General features: G+C 71.4%; 15 protein-coding genes and 2 pseudogenes. 5 read left to right on the top strand and 12 right to left on the bottom strand.

The window, feature by feature from the left end; genetic code table 11:
• Complete coding sequence (locus tag AC0665_RS21575; protein ID WP_478705597.1) at positions 1–1320, bottom strand: pyridoxal-phosphate dependent enzyme; 1320 nt, start codon at positions 1318–1320, stop codon at positions 1–3.
• Positions 1317–2783: a Y4yA family PLP-dependent enzyme gene (locus AC0665_RS21580; protein ID WP_478705598.1), complete on the bottom strand. Its 1467-nt coding sequence runs from the start codon at positions 2781–2783 to the stop codon at positions 1317–1319. Before AC0665_RS21580 ends, AC0665_RS21575 begins: the two co-directional genes overlap by 4 nt.
• Before the next feature lie 298 nt (positions 2784–3081).
• On the opposite strand from AC0665_RS21580, the gene AC0665_RS21585 reads away from it, so the two are divergent.
• Together AC0665_RS21585 and AC0665_RS21590 are read left to right on the top strand one after the other, a co-directional pair.
• Entirely contained in the window at positions 3082–4155 is a 1074-nt protein-coding gene (locus AC0665_RS21585) for a type I phosphomannose isomerase catalytic subunit (RefSeq protein WP_478604139.1), read from the top strand.
• A gap of 126 nt (positions 4156–4281) precedes the next feature.
• Positions 4282–4914, top strand: coding sequence for a hypothetical protein (locus AC0665_RS21590; RefSeq protein ID WP_468402822.1), 633 nt, complete (start codon positions 4282–4284; stop codon positions 4912–4914).
• 4 nt (positions 4915–4918) lie between these two features.
• Here AC0665_RS21590 and AC0665_RS21595 read toward each other — a convergent pair whose 3' ends face one another.
• From AC0665_RS21595 to AC0665_RS21605, 3 genes are all read right to left on the bottom strand, one after another.
• Positions 4919–5464 carry a DUF488 domain-containing protein gene (locus AC0665_RS21595; RefSeq protein WP_478604135.1) on the bottom strand — a complete coding sequence of 182 codons (546 nt, stop codon included), beginning with the start codon at positions 5462–5464 and terminating at the stop codon, positions 4919–4921.
• A 50-nt stretch (positions 5465–5514) separates the two neighbouring features.
• Entirely contained in the window at positions 5515–7044 is a 1530-nt protein-coding gene (locus AC0665_RS21600; RefSeq protein WP_468631624.1) for a helix-turn-helix domain-containing protein, read from the bottom strand.
• 84 nt (positions 7045–7128) lie between these two features.
• Positions 7129–7326, bottom strand: a complete 198-nt coding sequence (locus AC0665_RS21605) for a DUF4236 domain-containing protein (protein ID WP_363118935.1) — start codon at positions 7324–7326, stop codon at positions 7129–7131.
• 275 nt (positions 7327–7601) lie between these two features.
• On the opposite strand from AC0665_RS21605, the gene AC0665_RS21610 reads away from it, so the two are divergent.
• On the top strand, positions 7602–10397 hold the full coding sequence (locus AC0665_RS21610; protein WP_468631626.1) for an aconitate hydratase: 2796 nt from the start codon (positions 7602–7604) through the stop codon (positions 10395–10397).
• Between the two features lie 94 nt (positions 10398–10491).
• On the opposite strand, the gene AC0665_RS21615 is transcribed toward AC0665_RS21610, so the two are convergent.
• The 7 genes and pseudogenes from AC0665_RS21615 to AC0665_RS21645 form a co-directional block, all read right to left on the bottom strand.
• Positions 10492–11847 carry an ABC transporter substrate-binding protein gene (locus AC0665_RS21615; RefSeq protein WP_468402870.1) on the bottom strand — a complete coding sequence of 452 codons (1356 nt, stop codon included), beginning with the start codon at positions 11845–11847 and terminating at the stop codon, positions 10492–10494.
• A 96-nt stretch (positions 11848–11943) separates the two neighbouring features.
• Positions 11944–13239: a sugar ABC transporter permease gene (locus AC0665_RS21620; protein WP_478705599.1), complete on the bottom strand. Its 1296-nt coding sequence runs from the start codon at positions 13237–13239 to the stop codon at positions 11944–11946.
• Positions 13236–14015, bottom strand: a complete 780-nt coding sequence (locus AC0665_RS21625; RefSeq protein ID WP_363118939.1) for an ATP-binding cassette domain-containing protein — start codon at positions 14013–14015, stop codon at positions 13236–13238. The genes AC0665_RS21620 and AC0665_RS21625 overlap by 4 nt, the downstream gene beginning before the upstream one ends.
• A gap of 14 nt (positions 14016–14029) precedes the next feature.
• Positions 14030–15112: a sugar ABC transporter substrate-binding protein gene (locus AC0665_RS21630; protein WP_478705600.1), complete on the bottom strand. Its 1083-nt coding sequence runs from the start codon at positions 15110–15112 to the stop codon at positions 14030–14032.
• 614 nt (positions 15113–15726) lie between these two features.
• A pseudogene (locus tag AC0665_RS21635) lies at positions 15727–18294 on the bottom strand (SpoIIE family protein phosphatase); the annotation flags it as partial.
• 308 nt (positions 18295–18602) lie between these two features.
• Positions 18603–18777: pseudogene (locus tag AC0665_RS21640) on the bottom strand (murein biosynthesis integral membrane protein MurJ); the annotation flags it as partial.
• 228 nt (positions 18778–19005) lie between these two features.
• Positions 19006–20064 carry a lytic polysaccharide monooxygenase auxiliary activity family 9 protein gene (locus tag AC0665_RS21645; protein ID WP_478604121.1) on the bottom strand — a complete coding sequence of 353 codons (1059 nt, stop codon included), beginning with the start codon at positions 20062–20064 and terminating at the stop codon, positions 19006–19008.
• A 474-nt stretch (positions 20065–20538) separates the two neighbouring features.
• Between AC0665_RS21645 and AC0665_RS21650 the strand changes: the two genes are divergently transcribed.
• Together AC0665_RS21650 and AC0665_RS21655 are read left to right on the top strand one after the other, a co-directional pair.
• Positions 20539–21531 carry an ABC transporter permease gene (locus AC0665_RS21650; RefSeq protein ID WP_468402880.1) on the top strand — a complete coding sequence of 331 codons (993 nt, stop codon included), beginning with the start codon at positions 20539–20541 and terminating at the stop codon, positions 21529–21531.
• Positions 21525–22397, top strand: a complete 873-nt coding sequence (locus AC0665_RS21655) for a carbohydrate ABC transporter permease (protein WP_478705601.1) — start codon at positions 21525–21527, stop codon at positions 22395–22397. The genes AC0665_RS21650 and AC0665_RS21655 overlap by 7 nt, the downstream gene beginning before the upstream one ends.
• Positions 22398–22427 lie beyond the last annotated feature (30 nt).

Genomic DNA, 22427 nt, shown 5'->3' on the forward strand with positions numbered 1-22427 from the left:
TCAGTCCCGCACCAGGGGCGCGCCCGCGTCCCGCCAGGCGATGATGCCGCCGGCCAGGCTGCGCACGTCGGGGTGGCCCATCCGGGTCAGCAGCGCCGCGTACCGCGCGGACTTCTCGCCCACCGGGCAGGCCAGCAGCACCGGCCGGCTCCGGCTGAACGGCAACCCGCCCTGGACCAGTTCGGCGAACAGTTCGTCGACGATGTTCACCGAACCGTCGATGTGCAGCGCCGCGTACGCGAACGGGCTGCGCAGGTCGACCACCAGCGGCCGGTCGGACTCGATCCAGCGCCGGGCGTCGGCCACCGAGACCGACGGCGCCCGGCCGACCTCGGCGTCGGACAGATCGGCCGGCGAGTTCCTCCGGTGCGGCCGGCCCAGCAGGTCGGGGCGCCGCTGCCGGACGTAGCTCAGATAGCTCTCCACCCGGTCGCAGACGATGAACACCGCCGACCGGCGCTCGGCCGACTCCTCGTCCAGCGCCCGCAGATGCCGCACGGCACCGAAGTACGCCGCCCCTCCCGTCGGGCCGCCCAGGATCCCGCAGCGGCGGTTCAGGGTGAGCATCCCCTCGATCGCCTCGTCCGCGGTCACCGACTCCATCGTGTCGTACGTGTCCGGGTCGAACAGGCCGACCTCCTGCACCTCGTCGATGGTGCGGATCCCGGGTATGAAGTCGGACTTGGCCGCGACCAGCCCGACCACCCGTACCGACGGGTCCTCCTCCCGCAGGGCGCGGGCCACCCCCGTGGAGGAACCGGCGGTCCCCACACAGGCGACGAACCAGTCCGGGACCCGGCCGTCCAGGTCCTTCACGATCTCCGGCCCGGTGCCGGTGAGATGGGCCTCGGTGTTGCGCGGGTTGAAGTACTGGTCGGTGTGCAGATAGGCGTTGCCGGAGGCCGACAGCGTCCGGTGGAAGAGGGTCAGCGGGTCGTCCGTGGCGGTCGGGTCCAGGCACTCGCTCTGCCCCGGCAGCTCCTCGATCTCCGCGCCGAGCAGCAGCAGGAGGTCCTTGATCTCCGGCACCCGCATCCGGTTCGTGACGCTCTTGAAGCCCAGGCCGTGCATGCCCGCGATGACCGCGAGGGCCTTGGCCGTGTTGCCGCTGGACAACTCGACCACCCGGCTGCCGTGTTCGACCGCCTCGGCCAGCAGGGGGCCCGCCATGCTCCAGGCCGCCCGGTCCTTGACCGAGCCGAACGGATTGAGCATCTCCAGCTTGGCGTACAGGTCGATGTGGCGCAGACCGTGCACGGCCGGATCGATCCGCACCAGCGGGGTGTTGCCGATCGCCTCGGTGATGCTGTCGTACCTCACTGGACTCCCCCCGAAGGCGTGATCGGCCAGAACTGGTCGTCGAGGCACCAGCGCCACGCGTCGCCGTCCTGCCAGGCGGCGACCTTGCGGGCGGCGGGCTGGTGCTGGGCGCGAGTGGCGTGGAAATCCATGGCGTAGCCCGCGGTGTTGGCGAAGGCCAGCAGATCGCCGGGGACCGGACGGCGCGGCAGGAACACCGTGCGCCGGGTGATCAGGTCGCTCTCCAGGCAGAGACTGCCGAAGAGGTGCACGGCGACGGGCCCCTCACCCGGACCTGCTCCGCTTCCGGGGACGACGACCGGGTCCATCAGCACTCCGTGGTCCTCCAGGGCGATGTCGTCCGCCTTCGCGGCCAGCCGGACGAGCAGCGGTCCGCCGGACTCCTGGGAGCGGACCTCCAGGACCCGCGCCAACGAGAGTCCGCACTGGTCCAGCAGCGCCCGGCCGGGCTCGGTGTCCAGGTCGTATAGGTGCTCCAGCAGCAGCGCGGCCAGCGGGCGGCCGCCCAGCGAGGCGGCGGGCTGAGACAGCAGCTCGTCCAGGTAGGCCGCGCCCGCCACGGGCCGGTGGGCGGGGTAGAGGCCGAGCGCGCCGCGCAGGGTGCCGGACTCGTTCCGCAGTCCGTAGCCGTGCCCGCCCCAGGCGAGGGGCGGGCGGCGGCCGAGGACGGCGGAGGTGAGCCCGCTCGTGTACGCCTCCCACTGCTCCCGCTCGGCGAGATAACTGACGCCGAACCCGCCGCCGATGTCCACGGCCCGCGGCCGCAACCCCCGCGTGCGGCACAACTCCAGGGCCGCCAGGCTCCCTTCGAGGGCGGTCGCCTTCTCCGCGACGCTCGTGGTGTCCAGATGGAACGCCACCCCGGTCAGCGCGATCGCGTCGGCATGCCGCCCGACCGCCTCCAGCAGCGCCTCCAACTCCCGTACGGGCGTGCCGAAGCGGCTGCGCCGGCTCAGCACCCGCACACCCGACGCCTCGAACCCCGACAGCCGCAGCAGCACCGGCACCGGGGCGAGCGCGTGCCCCCGCACCAGGGCGGCGAGCTGGTCCAGTTCGGCGACGGAGTCGACGCCGACCGTGACGCCCGTGCACGCCGCCAGCCACAGGAACTCGGGGTTCTTCGGGCCCGTGGCCGTGATCCGGCCGGCCCCGAACCCGGCACCCAGTGCGTGCTGCAACTCACCCAGCGACGCGACGTCCACGCCCGCGTCCGTCGCGGCGAGCCGCCGCAGCAACGCACTGGAACGGTTGGCCTTGTGGGCGTAGAACACCTGCCCCGGCAGATGGTGAGCGCGATACACCGAACGGAACCGCTCCACGTTCTCGGCGATCTGGTCCGGCACCACGACGTGCACCGGCGAACCCAGTGCGTCGGCGAGCGAGTGCAGGGTGCCGTGCGCCGCCACGAGCGACCTCAGCCGCGGCTCCAGCCGCGGTTCGAGATACAAGGGCCGGCCGTCCATGCGCGCTCCCCCCTCCTGAAGCCGCAGCACCCGGCATCCGGGCACGTCGGACACTCCTGGCGTTTCGCCGTATGACCCCTATCCATTCTTCGTTCGCTTTACGCCCTGTTAGGCCCGGGCCCGCACCTCGCGCCGGTGTGAAGCGGATCACGGGCCGGGCCCGGGCGCGCGCCGGGCGCGAGGCGACGGCATCCGCGGCCCGCGGCCCCTCGCTCACCCGCCCCTTGCCGCACGCATGCGCCCGGCGCCCCGGGGGTACCCCGGCCGGACACCGGCACCGACCCGTTCGAGGAGGGACGTGGACTGGCATCCGCTGCGGCTCACCAGCCCCGTCAAGCAGCACGTCTTCGGGGGCCGGGCCATCGCCGAGCGGCTGGGACGCACCGGCCTGCCCGACGGGCCGGTCGCCGAGACGTGGGAGGTCAGCGACGTCGAGGGCGATGCCTCGACCGTCCTGGACGGCCCCCTCGCCGGGCGCACCCTGCGGCAGATCACGGCCGAGCACCCGGAGGAACTGCTCGGCCACCGGCTCCCGCCCGGCCCCCGTTTCCCGCTGCTCACCAAGTTCATCGACGGCCGCGGAGCCCTCCCGGTGCATCTGCACGCCGACGACGCCACCGCCCGGCGCCTGGAGGGCGAACCCAACGGCAAGACGGAGGCCTGGCACGTCCTGGACGCCGCCCCCGGAGCGACCGCCCTGGTCGGCGTACGCCCCGGCGTGGACCGCGACACCCTGCGCCGGGCGCTGCTGGCCCAGGACTTCGAAGCGGTCCTGCGCCGCCTGCCGGTCCGCGCGGGGCAGACCGTCTACGTCCCCGGCGGCACCCTGCACAGCTTCGGTCCGGACACCCTCGTCCACGAGATCGAGCAGACGTCCGACATCCAGCAGCACGCCATGCGCCACCGCATGGAGGACGGTTCGCCCGTCCCCGACCACGAGTGGCACGCCAACCTCGACCGCCTCCTCGACGAGTGGCGCCCCGGCCCCCGGCCCGAGTTCCACCCAGGCCTGAGCGTCCCCGCCGCGGACGGTGTCGTGCGCACCGTGCTGTGCGCCGGCCCGCACTTCGCCCTCGAACGCTGGTCCGCCGCTGCGGCGACGCCCCTGTCGTACCGCTTCACCACCGTGCGGATCCTCACCAACGCGGGCGCCCCGGTCACCGTCACCGCCGGCTCCTGGACCGGCCTTCTGGACCGCGCCCGCACCCTCGTCCTCCCCGCCGTCCTCGGCGAGGTCCGCATCCAGGGCCCCGCCGACGTCCTGATCGGCTACGTGCCCGACCTGGAGCACGACATCCGTGCACCCCTCCTCGCCGCCGGCCACGGCCCGGCCGCCGTCGCCGCCCTCGGTGAGGGACTCGATCCGCGGTAGCGGACCGGTGACATTCGGGACGGATCCGTAGCAGGTCCGCAGGGCAACGAATGCGGCCGGTGGCGGGTCGTACAGGGGGCAAGGGCAGAAGCCCGCGCACACGACCCGGGGGAAACCGGGGAAACAATGGGGGAGACCATGCAGAACCGTGCCCGAGGCATCCGTACCACCCTGGCCGCGCTGGCGGCCGTCGCCGGTGTCGCCGTGGCCGCCGTCCCGGCCGTCGCCGCCACCGCGCCGGACTCCGGCACACCCCGGTTCCTGGAGCCGTCCGAGCTGCCGCCGCACGCGTCCTCGCCCTGGTACGCCGGAGCGGTCACGGCCGGCCAGCCCGACCCGCTGCCGATGTGCGTGGGCGACGCGCTGCCGTCCATCACCACGCACCGGGAGTACTGGACGGAGTTCGACACCAGCGCCCAGCAGCTCACCGTCGAGGGGCGCAGCGAGCAGTGGTCGAAGGACTTCGCGGCGCTGCTGCGCAAGGACCTGGCCGGCTGCGCGAAGAAGCTGATGCAGCAGGACCCCGACATCACCGCGACGCAGAAGTACTACGGCAAGCTGAACGTCGAGGAGGGCGCCGACGTCTACGGCATCCACACCGCCTCCGCCTGGGGCTCCTCCGACATCAACCTCTTCTCGGTCGGCCGCGACGGCGCGACCGTCACGATCGTCCGGTGGGGTCAGATGGGCACCTTCCAGCACGCCCAGGTGGCCGACTTCAAGGCCACGACCGTCACGGCGGTGAACAAGCTGTACTGACGGCTCAGCCCGTCCCCGGCTCGGTGGGGGCGTCGTACACGAGGAGCCCGTCGTCGCGCAGACGGGCTCCCGGTGTCGGCGTATGGGCGTTCAGACGGCCGTCGTGCATCAGGTGCAGGGCGGGCGCACCGCGGGCGAGGACCGCGAAGTCGGCGATCAGCCGGCGGTGGCAGCGCCACCAGACCGCCTCGCTGCACATCACGGCGGTGCGCACGTCCGAGGCCTCGTCCAGCAACCGGTCCATCGCGGTGACGAACTCCGAGGAGCGGGTGTGCGCCGCGTACCCGCGGAAGGAGTCGTTGCGCCACACGACGTCCGGACTGTCCGCGGGCAGCGGACGGAACCCGCCGAGGGCGGGTTCCCACCGGTAGGAGAGGCCGGCGTCCGGCAGCCACTCGGCGAGCCGCTCCCGCAGCAGATCGGGGTCACGACGGCTGCCGGGAGCGGTCCGCACGTCCACGACGGCCGTGACACCGGCCGCCCGCAGCAGCTCGCTGATCCGCTCCCGCCCGGCGGTGCTGTGCCCGAAGGTCACCAAAGAGGCGTCCACGCTGTCGGACTATCCCTTTTCGGGGGGTGCACACCTCGCGCCCTGGAGGGTCAGATGTCCCGGAACGTCTCGATCTGCGCCCCGACCGAGTTCAGCCGTTCCGCCAGGTCCTCGTAACCCCGGTTGATGACATACACGTTGCGCAGCACCGACGTGCCCTCGGCCGCCATCATCGCCAGCAGGACGACCACCGCGGGGCGCAGGGCCGGCGGGCACATCATCTCGGCGGCGCGCCAGCGGGTCGGGCCCTCCACCAGGACCCGGTGCGGGTCCAGGAGCTGGAGCCGGCCGCCGAGGCGGTTCAGGTCGGTCAGGTAGATGGCGCGGTTGTCGTAGACCCAGTCGTGGATGAGGGTCTGGCCCTGGGCGACCGCCGCGATGGCCGCGAAGAACGGGACGTTGTCGATGTTCAGGCCCGGGAACGGCATGGGGTGGATCTTGTCGATCGGCGCCTCCAGCTTGGAGGGCCGGACGGTCAGGTCCACCAGCCGGGTGCGGCCGTTGTCGGCGAAGTACTCGGGCGTGCGGTCGTGGTCGAGGCCCATCTCCTCCAGGACCGCGAGCTCGATCTCCAGGAACTCGATCGGCACCCGGCGCACCGTCAGCTCCGACTCGGTGACGACGGCGGCCGCGACCAGGCTCATCGCCTCGACCGGGTCCTCGGAGGGGGAGTAGTCCACGTCGACGTCGATGGTGGGCACACCGTGCACGGTGAGTGTGGTGGTGCCGATGCCGTCGACCTTGACGCCGAGGGCCTCCAGGAAGAAGCACAGGTCCTGGACCATGTAGTTGGACGAGGCGTTGCGGATGACGGTGATGCCGTCGTGCCGGGCGGCCGCGAGCAGGGCGTTCTCGGTGACCGTGTCGCCGCGTTCGGTCAGCACGATCGGGCGGTCCGGGCTGACCGCGCGGTCCACCCGGGCGTGGTACTGGCCCTCGGTGGCGGCGATGTCCAGGCCGAAGCGGCGCAGCGCGATCATGTGCGGCTCGACCGTGCGGGTACCGAGGTCGCAGCCGCCGGCGTAGGGCAGCTTGAACGAGTCGACGCGGTGCAGCAGCGGGCCGAGGAACATGATGATGGAACGGGTGCGGCGGGCCGCGCTGGCGTCGATCGAGGCCAGGTCCAGCTCGGCCGAGGGCACGATCTCCAGGTCGACGCCGTCGTTGATCCAGCGGGTGCGCACTCCGATGGAGCCCAGCACCTCGAGGAGGCGGTACACCTCCTCGATGCGGGCGACGCGGCGCAGCACCGTGCGCCCCTCGTTGAGCAGAGAGGCGCACAGCAGTGCCACGCACGCGTTCTTGCTCGTCTTGACGTCGATGGCGCCGGACAGCCGCCGCCCGCCGACCACCCGCAGATGCATCGGACCGGCGTAGCCGAGCGACACGATCTCGCTGTCGAGGGCTTCCCCGATGCGCGCGATCATCTCAAGGCTGATGTTCTGGTTGCCGCGCTCGATCCGGTTGACGGCGCTCTGGCTGGTGCCGAGCGCCTCGGCCAGCTGCGACTGAGTCCAGCCGCGGTGCTGCCGGGCGTCACGGATGAGCTTGCCGATGCGTACGAGGTAGTCGTCTGCCATGCGGTTGAGGTTATCTCAGATATGAGATGACACTCGAACGGGGGGTCCGAATGGGTGACGGGGCGTCAAGCCCGCCCGGCGGCCTCAGTGTCGGCGCTCGCGCGTGGTGCGCCGCCATCCGAAGGGTCCGGGCAGGTCCATCGACGTCGTCCGGCGCCCTGTGCTGCTGTGGGTGTGGCGCGGGCCGTTCTTCCCGCCGGTGGTGATGGACCAGGAGCGCTTGTTGATGTTCAGCCGCACCCCCGGAAGGATCCGGAAACTCTTGCGGAATGTGAGCGGCATGCCTGTCCCCTCTCCGTCGTGCGTGGGTGTGGTGCGTGGACTCCTGGTGCGGATACCCGGGAAAAGGGCGCGCATGGCCGGACGAGGGGGCGCCGGGGCATGACCATCCGGCGCTCGTGTACTAGAGTTATCTCGACATCGAGATATCTGCCGAGAGAGCACCGCAGCCGCCACCCAGTAAGGGTTACCTAACTTAGCCTTACCTTAGCGGATCGGCCAAGATGCCGTGGCGGCAGGATCGTGGTGGTACGCGCACATCAATGAAGGAGACTGTCGTGTCGGCGAACAGCTTCGACGCCCGTAGCACGCTGCAGGTGGGCGACGAGTCGTACGAGATCTTCCGGCTGGACAAGGTGGAGGGCTCGGCCCGCCTCCCCTACAGCCTCAAGGTCCTGCTGGAGAACCTGCTCCGTACCGAGGACGGCGCGAACATCACCGCCGACCACATCCGTGCCCTCGGCGGATGGGACTCGCAGGCCCAGCCCAGCCAGGAGATCCAGTTCACGCCGGCCCGCGTGATCATGCAGGACTTCACCGGCGTTCCCTGTGTCGTGGACCTCGCCACCATGCGCGAGGCCGTGAAGGAGCTGGGCGGCGACCCGGCGAAGATCAACCCGCTGGCGCCGGCCGAGCTGGTCATCGACCACTCCGTCATCGCCGACAAGTTCGGCACGAACGACGCCTTCAAGCAGAACGTCGACCTGGAGTACGGCCGCAACAAGGAGCGCTACCAGTTCCTGCGCTGGGGCCAGACCGCCTTCGACGAGTTCAAGGTCGTCCCGCCCGGCACCGGCATCGTCCACCAGGTGAACATCGAGCACCTGGCCCGCGTCGTGATGGTCCGCGACGGCAAGGCCTACCCGGACACCCTGGTCGGCACCGACTCGCACACCACCATGGTCAACGGCCTCGGTGTCCTCGGCTGGGGCGTCGGCGGCATCGAGGCCGAGGCCGCCATGCTCGGCCAGCCGGTCTCCATGCTCATCCCGCGCGTCGTCGGCTTCAAGCTCACCGGTGAGCTCCAGCCCGGCACCACCGCCACGGACCTCGTGCTGACCATCACCGAGATGCTGCGCAAGCATGGTGTCGTGGGCAAGTTCGTCGAGTTCTACGGCGAGGGCGTCGCCGCCACCTCGCTGGCCAACCGCGCCACCATCGGCAACATGTCGCCGGAGTTCGGCTCCACCGCCGCGATCTTCCCGATCGACGACGAGACCATCAACTACATGCGGCTCACCGGCCGCAGCGAGCAGCAGCTCGCGCTGGTCGAGGCGTACGCCAAGGAGCAGGGCCTCTGGCTCGACCCGGCCGCCGAGCCCGACTTCTCCGAGAAGCTCGAGCTCGACCTGTCGACGGTCGTGCCCTCCATCGCCGGCCCGAAGCGCCCGCAGGACCGCATCGTCCTCGCCGAGGCCGCCCAGCAGTTCGCCAAGGACGTCCTCAACTACGTCGAGGCGCCCGCCGCCCAGCCTGCCGCCTCGAACTCCCCGGTCGACGAGGCCAGCGCCGAGTCCTTCCCGGCCTCCGACGCCCCGGCCTACGGCAGCCAGGAGAACGGCGCCGGCGCGCCGCAGCACGCCGAGGGCACCGGTGCCGCCGTTCCGTCGAACCCGGTCACCGTCACCGCCCCCGACGGCTCGACCTACGAGATCGACCACGGCGCGGTGACGGTCGCGGCCATCACCTCCTGCACCAACACCTCCAACCCGTACGTCATGGTCGCCGCCGCCCTGGTGGCCAAGAAGGCGGTGGAGAAGGGCCTGACCCGCAAGCCGTGGGTCAAGACCACCCTCGCCCCGGGCTCCAAGGTCGTCACCGACTACTTCGAGAAGGCGGGCCTGACCCCCTACCTCGACAAGGTCGGCTTCAACCTCGTCGGCTACGGCTGCACCACCTGCATCGGCAACTCCGGCCCGCTGCCGGAGGAGGTCTCCAAGGCCGTCAACGACCACGACCTCGCGGTCACCTCGGTCCTCTCCGGCAACCGGAACTTCGAGGGCCGCATCAACCCCGACGTCAAGATGAACTACCTGGCGTCCCCGCCGCTGGTCGTCGCGTACGCCCTCGCCGGCTCCATGAAGGTGGACATCACCAAGGACGCCCTGGGCACCGACCAGGACGGCAACCCGGTCTTCCTCAAGGACATCTGGCCGACCGAGGCCGAGGTCAACGAGGTCGTCGCCAACGCCATCGGCGAGGACATGTTCGCCAAGTCCTACGCGGACGTCTTCGCGGGTGACGCCCAGTGGCAGGCGCTGCCGATCCCGACCGGCAACACCTTCGAGTGGGACGCCGAGTCGACCTACGTGCGCAAGCCCCCGTACTTCGAGGGCATGGCCCACGAGCCGTCTCCGGTCGAGAACATCTCCGGCGCCCGGGTGCTCGCCAAGCTCGGCGACTCGGTCACCACCGACCACATCTCCCCGGCCGGCGCCATCAAGGCCGACACCCCGGCCGGCAAGTACCTCACGGAGCACGGCGTCGAGCGCCGCGACTTCAACAGCTACGGCTCCCGCCGCGGCAACCACGAGGTCATGATCCGCGGCACGTTCGCCAACATCCGCCTGCGCAACCAGATCGCGCCGGGCACCGAGGGCGGCTACACCCGCGACTTCACGCAGGACGGCGGCCCCGTCTCCTTCATCTACGACGCCTCGCAGAACTACCAGGCCGCCGGCATCCCGCTGGTCGTCCTGGCCGGCAAGGAGTACGGCTCCGGCTCGTCCCGCGACTGGGCCGCCAAGGGCACCGCGCTCCTCGGCGTCAAGGCCGTCATCGCCGAGTCGTACGAGCGCATCCACCGCTCGAACCTCATCGGCATGGGCGTCCTGCCGCTGCAGTTCCCGGAGGGCCAGTCCGCCGAGTCCCTCGGCCTCACCGGTGAGGAGACCTTCGACTTCACCGGCGTCGAGGAGCTCAACAACGGCACCACCCCGCGCACGGTGAAGGTCACCACCGACACCGGCGTGGAGTTCGACGCGGTCGTCCGCATCGACACCCCCGGCGAGGCGGACTACTACCGCAACGGCGGCATCATGCAGTACGTGCTGCGCAGCCTGATCCGCAAGTAAGCGGACCGCCACGGCAGTTCGAGGGCCGCGTTCCCGGGTGACCGGGGGCGCGGCCCGCGCCGTTCGCGGGCGGCTCCGGCCGGCGGCGGCCGGGTCACTCGCCGCGGTACTTCGCCGCCGCGGCCTGGGCGAGGTCCTGCGACTTGTCGAGAGCGGCGTCCACCGACTGCCGCCCGGCGATGGCCGCGGCGATCTGCTCGGAGACCGCCGTGCCCAGCACCGCGAACTCGGGAATCCCCAGGAAACCGATGCCGTCGTACGGGCGTGGGGCCACGCCGGGGTCCTTCGGGTCGGCGGAGTCCGTCGCGGCCGTGTACTCCTGCCGGTACCAGGCACCGGCCGCCTGCTGGTACTCGGGCTTCTCGTACAGCGACCTGCGGTTCCCGGCGGGTGCCGAGGTCCAGCCGACCTCCTGGCCGACGAGCTCCTGGAACTCCTTGGAGGAGGCCCAGGAGATGAACTCCCAGGCGGCGTCCTTGTTCTCGGAGGCCTGCTGGATGCCCCAGGCCCAGGTCCACAGCCAGCCGGCCTTCTCGGTCCGCTCGTGCGGGGCGGGGACGTAGCCCACCTTGCCCTTGACGGAGGAACTGTCGGCCTCGATCGACGAGGCCAGTGAGGTCGCGTCGTACATCATGGCGCACTTGCCCTCGACAAAACGGTCCAGGATCTCCAGCACGCCCATCCGCTCGGCGCCGGGCTGGCCGTGCGAGCGCAGCAGGCCGACGTAGAAGCCCACGGCCTCCTTGAACTCCGGGGAGGTCAGGCGGGCGTTCCAGTCCATGTCGTACCAGGCGCCGCCGAAGGTGTTGACGACGGTGTTGATCGGGGCGAGGTTCTGGCCCCAGCCGGGCAGGCCGCGCAGGCAGATGCCGCTCGCGCCCTCGGAGCCGTCGACCCGGGCGGCGAGGTCCGCGACCTGCCGCCAGGTCGGGTTCGCCGGCATGGTCAGCCCGTCCTTGCGGAACAGGTCCTTGCGGTACATCAGGAACGAGCCCTCGCCGTAGAAGGGCTCGGCGTACAGCGCGCCGTCCTCCCCGGTCAGCGAGGAGGCCAGGTTCGGGAAGACGTCGTCCTGGTCGAAGTCCTCGTCCGCCTTCACATAGGGGTCCAGCGGGACGAGCCAGTCGTTGTCCGCGTAGATCGGCACCTCGTACGCGCTGACGCTGGCCACGTCGTACTTCCCGGACTGGGTCGCGAACTCGCGGTTCATCCGCTCCCGTGCCTCGTTCTCCGGCAGCACCGTGTAGTCGACGGTGATACCGGTCCGCGCCGTGAAGTGCTTCCGGGTGAGCTTCTTGAGGGTCTGCACCTGCGGCACGTCGGTCGCGAGCACGTTCAGCCGGACCTGTTCCTCGCTGCCGGACAGGTCCGCGTCACCACACCCGGCGAGGGCCAGGCCGGAGGCGACCGCGGCGGCCACGGCCGCCCTGAGGAGACGGCTGCGCATCATGACAGTCCGGCCCTTACCCACCTTTGCCGCAGGTTAGACATTTCATAGCGAAAGGGATAGTCGATGTATCCCAGGCGCGCGGTGCGCGGGCACGCCTCACGGCCGGCCACGTCTGGCCTCCGCCCGCCGGGACAGCGCGTCCGCCGCGACGGCGGCCAGCAGCACACCGCCCGTGATCATGAACTGCACGGCGTCCTGGACCCCCAGCAGCCCCATCCCCGAGGCGATCGACTGGATGACCACCACACCGAGCAGCACCGACCAGGGCGAACCCCGCCCGCCGAACAGACTCGTCCCGCCGATGACGGCCGCAGCGATCGCGTTGATCAGCAGCATCCCGGAACCGGCGGCACGCGCCGTCGTCGGGCTCGCCGAGGTCAGCCCCGACGCCACGAACAGCCCGCCGACCGCCGCCAGCGTCCCAGACACCATGAACATCGCCACCCGCACCCGCTCCACCCCGATGCCGGCCCGCCGCGCCGCCTCGACCCCGCCGCCCAGCGCGTACACCCGACGCCCGTGGCGGGTGCGGCGCAGCACGTAGTCCGAGACGACCAGCACCACCAGGAAGACCAGCAGCGCGAACGGCAGCCCCTGGAACCGGTTGAGGGTGTGGGCCGCGGCGAAGGCGACCACCGCGAGCAGCCCGGTGCGCATCCAGATCTCACCCGCCGGCCGGTAGGGCATCCCGGCCGCCCGGTGGCGGCTCTGCCGGCGGTGGGCGGCCAGGAGGTACCCGGCCGTGCCGAGCGCGGCCACCGCGTACGCCGCCAGGTCGTTGCCGAAGTGCCGGCTGGTCAGGGAGGCGACCAGGCCCTCCTCGTCGATGTTGATCGTGCCGCTCGCCCCCAGCAGGTACAGCGTCAGACCGTTCCAGATCAGCAGCCCGGCCAGCGTCACCACGAACGCCGGCACGCCGAGCCAGGCGAAGAAGAACCCGTGGAAGGCGCCCACGGCCGTTCCCGCGGCCACCGCCACGACCACCGCGAGCCACTCCGGCACCCCGTGGTTCACGTTCAGCACCGCGAAGACGGCCCCCGCGAGGCCGCTGACCGAACCGACCGACAGATCGATCTCCCGGATCAGCAGCACGAACACGATCCCGACGGCGACCAGCCCGGTCCCCACGATGTCCACGCTGAGGTTGGACAGGTTGCGCGGCGACAGGAAGTTGTCGTCCAGGGCCTGGAAGACGATCCAGATCACGACCAGCCCGGCGATGACCAGCAGCGGACCCCGCTCACCGGCCCGCACACCGCCGAAGACCACCCGGGCGTGCTCGCGCAGACCGCCCTGCCACCCCCGGGTGCGCCGCTCGCCGCCGGTGGTGAGCGGACCGGAGCTGCCCGGCCCGGCCGGTCCGTCGTCGCGGTGCGTTTCGCCCCGGCTCACGGCCACGCCTCCTCGTCGCCCCTGGCGCGATGGGCCACGGCGTTGTCCGCCGCCCCCGTCACGGAGGAGATGATCTGCTCCTGCGTCACCGTGCTCACGTCGAACAGCCCGTTGTTGCGGCCCAGCCGCAGGACGGCGACCCGGTCCGCGACGGCCTTGATGTCACCCATGTTGTGACTGATGAGGATGATCGCCATACCGCGGTCGCGCACCTCCTCGATCAGGTCGAGCAGATGGCTCGTCTGCTCCACGCCCAGGGCCGCGGTGGGCTCGTCGAGCAGCAGCACCTTGGGGGCGCCCATCAGCGAGCGGGAGATGGCGACCGCCTGCCGTTGCCCGGCCGACAGCGCGGCGACCGGCATCCGCACGTCCGGGATGCGGATCGACAGGGCGCGCATCAGGTCACGGGCGCGGCGCTCCATCTCGACCTCGTCGAGGATGCCCACCCGGTCGATCTCGCGACCGAGGAACAGGTTGCCCACGACGTCCAGGTTGTCGCACATGGCGAGGTCCTGGTAGACGGTCGCGATGCCCAGCGCGTGGGCGTCGTGCGGGCGTTTTATCTGCACGGGGCGGCCCTCCCACTCGATGACGCCCCGGTCGGCGGGGCTGACCCCGGAGATCACCTTGATCAGGGTGGACTTGCCGGCCCCGTTGTCGCCGGCCAGGGCCACCACCTCACCGGCCCGGACCTTCAGGTCGACGTCCACGAGGGCCTGTACGCCACCGAACCGCTTGGTGATGCCGCGCAACGCCAGTACGGGTGGATGGGCCACGGGGACCACCTCGCTCAGCGGGTGAGCCCGGCCTTGTCGCAGGCCGAGCGGAGCTTCGGGACGCAGATCTGGTCGAGGGTGTAGACACCGTCCCGCACGAGCGTCCGGCCGATCGTCTCGCGCGTCACCGCCCTCGGGGTGAGCAGGATCGCCGGGACGTCCTTGGTCGTCGGGCTGTCCACCTCCGTCGAGACGAGGGCGTCGATGTCGTTGCCCCGCGCCAGGGCGACGGCCATCGCGGACGCCGCCTCGGTCTCCAGCCGGAACGGTTTGTAGACGGTCATGTACTGCTCGCCCTTGACGATGCGCCGCACCGCGTCGAGGTCGGCGTCCTGCCCGGTGACCGGGGGCAGCGGTGAGACGCGGGCGTTCTTGAGCGCCGAGACGACACCGGCGGCGATCGAGTCGTTGGCCGCGAGGACCCCGTCGATCCGGCTCGGACCGAGGGCGCTGATCGCGGCGGTCATGTGATCATGTGCGTTCTCCGTACGCCACCCGAGGGTGCTGTACGACTTCAGGATCCGCGCCTCGCCCCGGAGGACGGACCGGGCCCCGCCCTCGTACCAGGCGGCGTTGGGGCTGGACGGGTCGCCGTTCATCATGACGACACCGTCGCCACCGGCCCTGGCGTCCATGCCCCGCAGGAGGGCCCGGCCCTGGAGCCTGCCGACCTCGCCGCCGTCGAAACTGACGAAACCCGAGATCGGCCCCTCGGCAAGCCGGTCGTAGGCGACCACCGGGATGCCCTCGCGCCGGGCCTCACGCACCGAGGAGCGCAGCGCCCCGGGGTCGACGACGTCCAGGATCAGCGCCGAGACGCCCCGGGTGATCATCGAGTCCATCTGGGCTCGCTGACTCGCCGCGTCGTTCTCGGCGTTGGCGTACACGACCGTGCAGTCCGGGCACAGCTCCCTGACCCGCTTCTCGATCAGGGGCCGGTCGGACTTCTCCCAGCGGGGCACGGCCCGGCTCGGCAGCAGCAGGCCGATGGTCGGTCCGTCCCCGGCGCCCCCACCGCCGTCGGCGCACGCGGCCGAGGACACGGCCAGCACGACCGCCACCAGCCACCCGACGCCGCGCCGGCCGAGGCCACGCATCAGGAACCTCCCCGTCCGGGCCGGTTCCGGCCCGGGGGCGGAGCCGTCCGATGCGCACCCCGGCCCGCTCGGCGCCGGACGTGCTCGGCTGTCACGCCCGGGGGCCGGTCGTCGTCGCGGCGAGGGGCCTGGTCGTCGTGGTGCTCGGGGGCTCGGTCGCGGGGGTGGTCGGGGGTGTGGTTGCCGTGGTGGTCGGGAGCATGGTTGCCGTGGTGGTCAGGGGCCCGGTCGTCGTGGTGCTCGGGAGCTTGGTCGCGGTGTTGGTCCGGGGTCTGGTTGCCGTGGTGCTCGGGGGTTCGGCCGTTGTCTTGCTCGGGAGCCCGATTGCCTTGGTACTCGGTGGCTGGGTCGCGGTGGTGGTCAGGAGGCCGGTCGTCGTGGTCAGGGGCCCGGCTGGGGTCGCGGTCCGCAGGGCCGTCGCCGCCGGCGTCCGCGTCCTCGCTGTCGTCGTGATCCGGGCCCTGGCCGCGGCCCCTGCGGCGGTCCCGGTTGCGGACCAGGCCCCAGGTGCGGTCACGGCCCCGGCCCCAGACGCGGCCCGGCCTGCGCTCCTCCTCCGGCTCGGTCTCCGGTTCCGGGTCCGGTGCCTCGCCGGTGTCCGGGTCCCGTTCCCGGCGGGTGACGACGATCTCGCTCCACACCTGCTTGCCGCCGCCCACCGGCACCGAGCCCCAGGCCGCCGACACGGCCTCGACGAGGAAGAGCCCTCGGCCGCCCGTCGACTCCCAGTCCACGACCACCGGCTTGGCCGGCGCCCGGGGCGAGGAGTCGCTGACGGTCACCCGCAGCCGGTCCGCCGCCAGCGTCAGTTCCACCCGGACCGCGCCCTGGGTGTGCACCAGCGCGTTGGTGACCAGCTCCGACACCACCAGCAGGACGGTGTCGGCCTCGCCCGCGATGCCCCACGAGCGCAGCGTGCGCGCACTGAACCGGCGGGCGTGCATCACCGCGTCCGGCAGCCGCCACACCACCCAGCCGACCCGCACGGGCCGTACCCGCATCCCGTCGTAGCGCAGCAGCAGCAACGCCACGTCGTCCTCGCGCTGCCCGGCCTCGCCGAGGAGGGCGTCGGCCATCCGCCCCGGGTCGGACGGATCGGCCGCGGCGAGCGCCTGGCGCACGAGCCGCATCCCCTCGTCCAGTTGCAGGTCCGCCGACTCGACCAGACCGTCCGTGACCAGCGCGAGCACCGAGCCCGGGGCCAGCGCGAGCGCCGTCAGCGGGAACTCCGCCTCCGCGAGCACGCCGAGCGGGAGCCCGCCCTCGACCGCGATCTCCGCGGTGCCGCCGTCGGGGTGCCGTACGAGCGGGGCCAGGTGCCCGGCCCGCACGAACAGCGCGTTGCCCTCCTCCATGTCCAGTTCGACGTAGCAGCAGGTGGCGAAGAGGTCGGTCTCCATGCCGACGAGCAGCCGGTTGGCGTGCGCGACGACCACGTCCGGGGGATGCCCCTCCACGGCGTAGGCCCGGACCGCCGTACGCATCTGGCCCATGATCGTCGCGGCCCCCGCGCTGTGGCCCTGCACATCCCCGATGACCAGGGCCACCTTGTTCTCCGACAGCGCGATCACGTCGTACCAGTCGCCGCCCACCTGGAGCCCGCGCCGGGCGGGCAGATAGCGGGCCACGGCCGTGCCCCCGGGCAGCCGGGGGAGCCGGCGCGGCAGCAGGCTGCGCTGGAGCATCGTGGCGAGTTCCTGCTCGGCGTCGTAGGCGTGCGCGCGTTTCAGGGCCTGGCCGACCAGGCCCGCGGTCGCGGTCAGCAGGGCCCGCTCCTCGGGGGCGAACTCGTGCGGGCTGTCCCAGCCGACCAGGCACACCCCGGCCACCCGTCGCTTCGCCGGCAGCGGCAGCACCGCGAGCCCGCCGGGGCCGATCCCGGCCAGCCCGGGTTCCAGCACCGAACCCGCGGGCCACAGGCTCAGCCGTCCGTCGCGCAGCGCCGCCTGGAGCGTGGGCAGGGCGGTGACGGGTGCGTCGGGAAACTCCGAGCGCCACTCGCGCCGCCACAGTTCCGGCCAGGCACCGGCACCCGGCGGATCGAGCACGGTGACCGCCAGCCGGTCCTCCAGCAGCTCCGCGAGCGCCACCCGGTCGGCATCGAGGGGCTCGCGCAGCGCGGCGACCACCACCCGGCCGACGTCCCGGACGGTCGTCGCGTCGTCGAGCGCGGCCGTCAGCCACTGGATCCGGCCCACGTCGCTGGCCCCGCGGCGCAGCACGGGCGCCGCGGTCACCACGCCCAGCACCCGCTCGGGGGCGCCGTCGGACCGCTTCAGCACCCGGCAGCTCAGCCGCAGCCAGCACAGTTCACCGGTGGGGCGGCGGATACGGAACTCCAGCTCACGGCGGCCGGGGGTCTGCGCGGACGGTTCGATGACCGACATCAGGGCCGGGACGTCCTCCGGGACGCTGCACGAGAGCAGCGTGTCGGTCTTGCCGTCGAAGCCCCGCTCGGGGATGCCGACGAGTTCGAGCAGGGCGGAGTCGGTCTCGACCAGTCCGGTGCCGGGGGACAGGGCGAAGGAGCCGACGCCCATGGCACGCAGGGCGGAATCCAGCAGGGGTGAGGGCGCCGACCGGTCGGCCTCGCCCCGCAGCCGCTCGGCGACGGCCTCGGCGTACCGCTCGAGGAACTCCCGTTGCTCGGCCCCGAAGCCCTCCCCGGCCTCTCCCACCACGAGGAGACAGCCCAGCCACCCGCCCGCGGCCCCCAGCGGCAGCGCTCCGACCGGGACGGAGGCGGGCGCGTCCTCGTCCCGTCCTGCGAGCACCGCGTCGGCGAGCCACACCGGCCGTCCCCGCAGACAGGCCTCGGCGACGGCCGGGACAGCGCCCCCGGCGGCCGGTGAGTCCGCCGGGGTGCCCGGTCCCGGACCGGCGGGGGCGTCGGGCCTGACGCCCCCCGCAGGGGTGCCCGGAGGTCTCGTCGGCTCCACCGCGACCGGCACGCGCCCCGGCAGCCGACGGTGCGGCCCGGATCCGGCGGTGGCCGACTCCACCAGCCGGAGTTCCGCCGCGTGCTCGCCGCGTACGTACACCGCCGCCAGCGACACTCCGGCGAACGCCAGCACGCGCGTCCGCGCGGCGGGCTCCTGCGCGAGGCGAGACGGACCGGTGCCCCCGTTCCCCGGCACCCGCAGACCGGGAGCCGCGGCCCGGGCATCGCCGTGATGGGGCATGTCCGCATCCACCTCCCGTCCATGCCGCGGCCACCGGCAGGTGGGAGTCCCCGGACCTCAGGTGACGACGACGCGGGCGGATCCACGCCGCACATGAGCGGCAGGGCACCCTCCAACAGAATCGCACACCTGGATAACAGCGACATATGGGGCGACAGCGCTCCGGGCTTCCCGTCCCCCACCGGGGCAAGCGCCCCGACGCACCGGACCACCCCGGCCGACGCCAGGGGAGCCGACCGGCAGGGCAGGAGACCACGGCCGCCCTCCCCACCGAGGCCGTCACCTGCGACCGACATCGGGGGTCGTCTCTGTCGGCCGGCCCAAACGGCCAGTGCCGTTCCCCCCGGCAGGACGCACAGCACGAGCGTCACCAGCCGCTGCTCGTAGGTCCTTCCGCCGTCGGCACGACGGGTGCGCCCGGACCAGCTGTGGCACGAGCCCCGCGTTGAGCGTCCCGCCGATCAACAGGGTGTACAGGCTTGTATCCGGAGACGCGTTCCGCCCACGATCTTCGGCCACCCTGGCCGGGACGCACCTGTCGTGAGACGCGTTCCGCCCACGATCTTCGGCCACCCTGGCCGGGACGCAATGTCGTGAGACGCGTTCCGCCCACGCCCTTCGGCCCCCGGCCCCCCGGCCCCGACGCACCTGTCATGCCGACGGGCCCGGTCACCGATCGTCCGGTCACCGGGCCCGCCCCGACACCTCCGTTCAGCCCACCCGGCAGGGCAGCGCGCTCGTGCTGTCACCCCCCGAGCCCGAGACGACGTAGCCGAACGTCGCGCTCTTGCCTGGGGCCAGGGAGCCGTTCCAGTTGGCGTTGTGGACCATCACCGCCTGGCCGTTGTAGGTCGCGCTGCCGCTCCACAGGCTCTCGACCTTCTGGCCGGCCGGGAGGGTCCAGTCGACCATCCAGCCGAGCATCGGGACCGTGCCGGTGTTGGTGACGGTCACCTCGGACTGGTAACCGCCGCTCCAGGTGCCGGTGGTCTTGCGGGTGGCCGTGCAGGTGCCGGGCACCGGCTCGGACGGGTTGCCCGGCTGCTTGATGCCGGTCACCTCGCCCTTGCCCCCGTCGAAGACCACGTCGGAGCAGGAGTAGAAGGTCTCCTTGCTGTCGGAGCGCTGCCAGACCATGTAGATGATGTGGCGCCCCGACTTGTTGTCGGGGAGCTTCCCTGCCCAGGAGTAGTTGGCCTCGACCGTGCCCGGGGAGCCGTTCAGCGGCGGGTGGTCGACGCTCAGGAACGGCCGCTCCTCGATGTCGTTCCAGGTGAGCGTCTTGGTGGGGTCGAAGCCGTCCTTGGTGATGTAGACGTAGAACCAACCCGGGTGCGCGGCCCAGGCGTTGTACGAGAAGTCGACCGTCGCGCCGGAGGTGAGATGGGTGAGCGGCCAGTCCTTGCTGGGGGTGTTGAACCCGGTGAAGTTGGCGTTGCCGCCGCTGCACAGCTCGCCGTCCGGTACGAAGCCCCGGGTGCGGCCCGCGCCGTCCGAGCGCAGCACCGAGAACCAGTTGTAGAACGGCGTGGTGCCGCTGACCTGCTGCGCGCCCCGGCACGCGGGGTTCACCGGCTTGATCTCGCCGGTGTCGGTCAGTCCGTCCTGCCAGCACAGGAAGGTGCGGCTGCCGGGCTTCATGGGGGTGCCGTGCGCCTCCGCCTCACCGCCGGTCGACATGACCAGTCCGATGGCCGGGACGGTGACGAGGAGGGAGAGCAGCACCAGTAAGAGGGCTCTGGCCCGGGTGGGGAAGCCCGATCGGGGCATCGGGGATCCCCCCGGGCTTGTCGTCATGATCATGACAGCATCATCCGTTCGTGGGGGTACGGACCTGCGGAGGTGTGCACGGATGAGCGGGATGGGAGCGACTTGAATGGCGGGTTCCGGTCCACCGTTATGGGAGCGCTCCCACCCCGCCTGAGCGGAAGGTAGCGCCGAGCGGTCCGGTTGTCCACGCCCTGAGCACCCCGTGTCCGTCGGCGCGGGGGACGGAGAGACCGAAACCTGGACGCGTCCGCCTCTCGCAGGAGTCGGAGCCATGACGGAAACTTGCGACGGAAAACGGGGCCCAGCACCCGGGTCTACCCGCCTTCGCGCCGGATCCAACGCGGCGCACGCGCCCCGTCCGACTCTCGCAGCACCCATTGACAGCGCTTTCTGCTGCCCTTAAGTTGCCGCGAAGTTACCGGTAAGAGCTCGAAAGTTTCGGTTCCGCGTCCCTGCCCACGGGAGGCCCGAGCAATGAGCACGTCCACCACACCGGCCCCGCCGGGCACCCAGGACCCGCCGCCCGCCCGAGCGGCCCCGCGACGCGGCAGGCGGGCATCCGCCCGGACCGGTCCGGGCCGGGCACTGCGCCGCGACTGGCAGCTGTACTCCCTGGCGATCCTGCCGCTGCTGTTCTTCCTGGTCTTCCGCTATCTGCCGATGATCGGCAACGTGATCGCCTTCCGGCGCTTCGAACCGGGCGGTTCACTCTTCGGCGAGGAGTGGGTCGGTCTGCGCTATGTGCGGATGTTCCTGAGCGACCCCACCTTCTGGCAGGTCTTCCGCAACACCCTGTGGCTGGGCGGGCTCACCCTCGTCTTCTGCTTCCCGGTCCCGATCGTGCTCGCTCTGCTGCTGAACGAGGTGCGCCGGCGTTCCCTCAAGCGGTTCGTGCAGTCGGTCTCGTACCTCCCGCACTTCCTGTCCATCGTGATCGTCGCGGGCATCACGATGCAGATGCTGGCCGGCGACGGCCCGGTCAACCACGTCCTGCAACGGCTCGGCCACGAGCCGGTCCGCTTCATCCAGGAACCCGAGTGGTTCCGCACCATCTACGTCGGCTCGGAGATCTGGCAGACCGCCGGCTGGGGCACGATCCTCTACCTCGCCGCGCTCACCACGATCGACGAGGACCTCTACGAGGCCGCCCGCATCGACGGCGCCAACCGCTGGCAGCAGATCTGGCACGTCACCCTGCCCGGCATCCGCCCCACCATGGTCACCCTGCTGATCCTCAACGTCGGCACGTTCATGGCGGTCGGCTTCGAGAAGGTGCTGCTCCTGTACAACCCGCTGACCTATCCGACCGCCGACGTGATCTCCACCTACGTCTACCGGGCCGGTGTCGAGTCCAGCAGCTTCAGCTACGCCGCCGCCATCGGCCTGTTCGAGGCGATCATCGGCCTGGTCCTGATCACCTCGGCCAACACGCTCTCGCGTCGCACGGTGGGGACCAGCCTGTGGTGAGGCCGAGCCGTTCCCACCGGGTCTTCCAGGGGTTCAACGGGGTGGTCCTCACACTCGTCGTGCTGGTGACCCTGTACCCCTTCGTCAACATCGTCGCGCGGTCCTTCAGCGGGGAGCGCCAGATCCGGGCCGGTGAGGTCGGGCTGTGGCCCAAGGGGTTCAACCTGACCACGTACAGGATCGTGTTCCAGGACTCGATGTTCTGGCGCACCTACGGCAACACCGTGCTCTACACGGTCTTGGCCACGGCCGTCGCCATGGTCCTGACGACCTGCTACGCCTACGTCCTGTCCAAACGGCACCTGAGGGGCCGCGGCGTGCTCGTCGGCATCGCCGTGTTCACCATGTTCTTCACCGGCGGCCTGATCCCGAACTACATCCTGGTCACCAGCCTCGGTCTGAAGAACAGCGTGTGGGCGATCGCCCTGCCGAACGCGATCAGCGTCTTCAACCTGCTGGTGATGAAGGCCTTCTTCGAGAACCTTCCGACGGAGTTGGAGGAAGCCGCGCAGATCGACGGTCTGAGCACCTACGGCATCCTGTTCAGGATCGTGCTGCCGCTGTCCAAGGCGGTCGTGGCGACGATGGTGCTCTTCTACTCCGTGTCGTTCTGGAACTCGTGGTTCAGCGCGTTCCTGTACATGGACCACTCCGACCTGATGCCGGTCACCGTCTATCTGCGCAACCTCATCGCGGGCGCCACCGGAGGCGGAAACGCCGGTGCGGGCACCGCGGAGCTCAGCCAGGTCGGCGCGAGCATCCAGGCGGTCACCATCGTCCTCACCGCCCTGCCGATCCTCCTCGTGTACCCCTTCGTCCAGCGCTTCTTCGTCTCGGGCGTGATGCTCGGCGCGGTCAAGGGCTGACGGCCGCACGTCTCCTCAACCGGTCTACGG

The sequence above is a fragment of the Streptomyces sp. NPDC043685 genome (genome assembly GCF_056436585.1).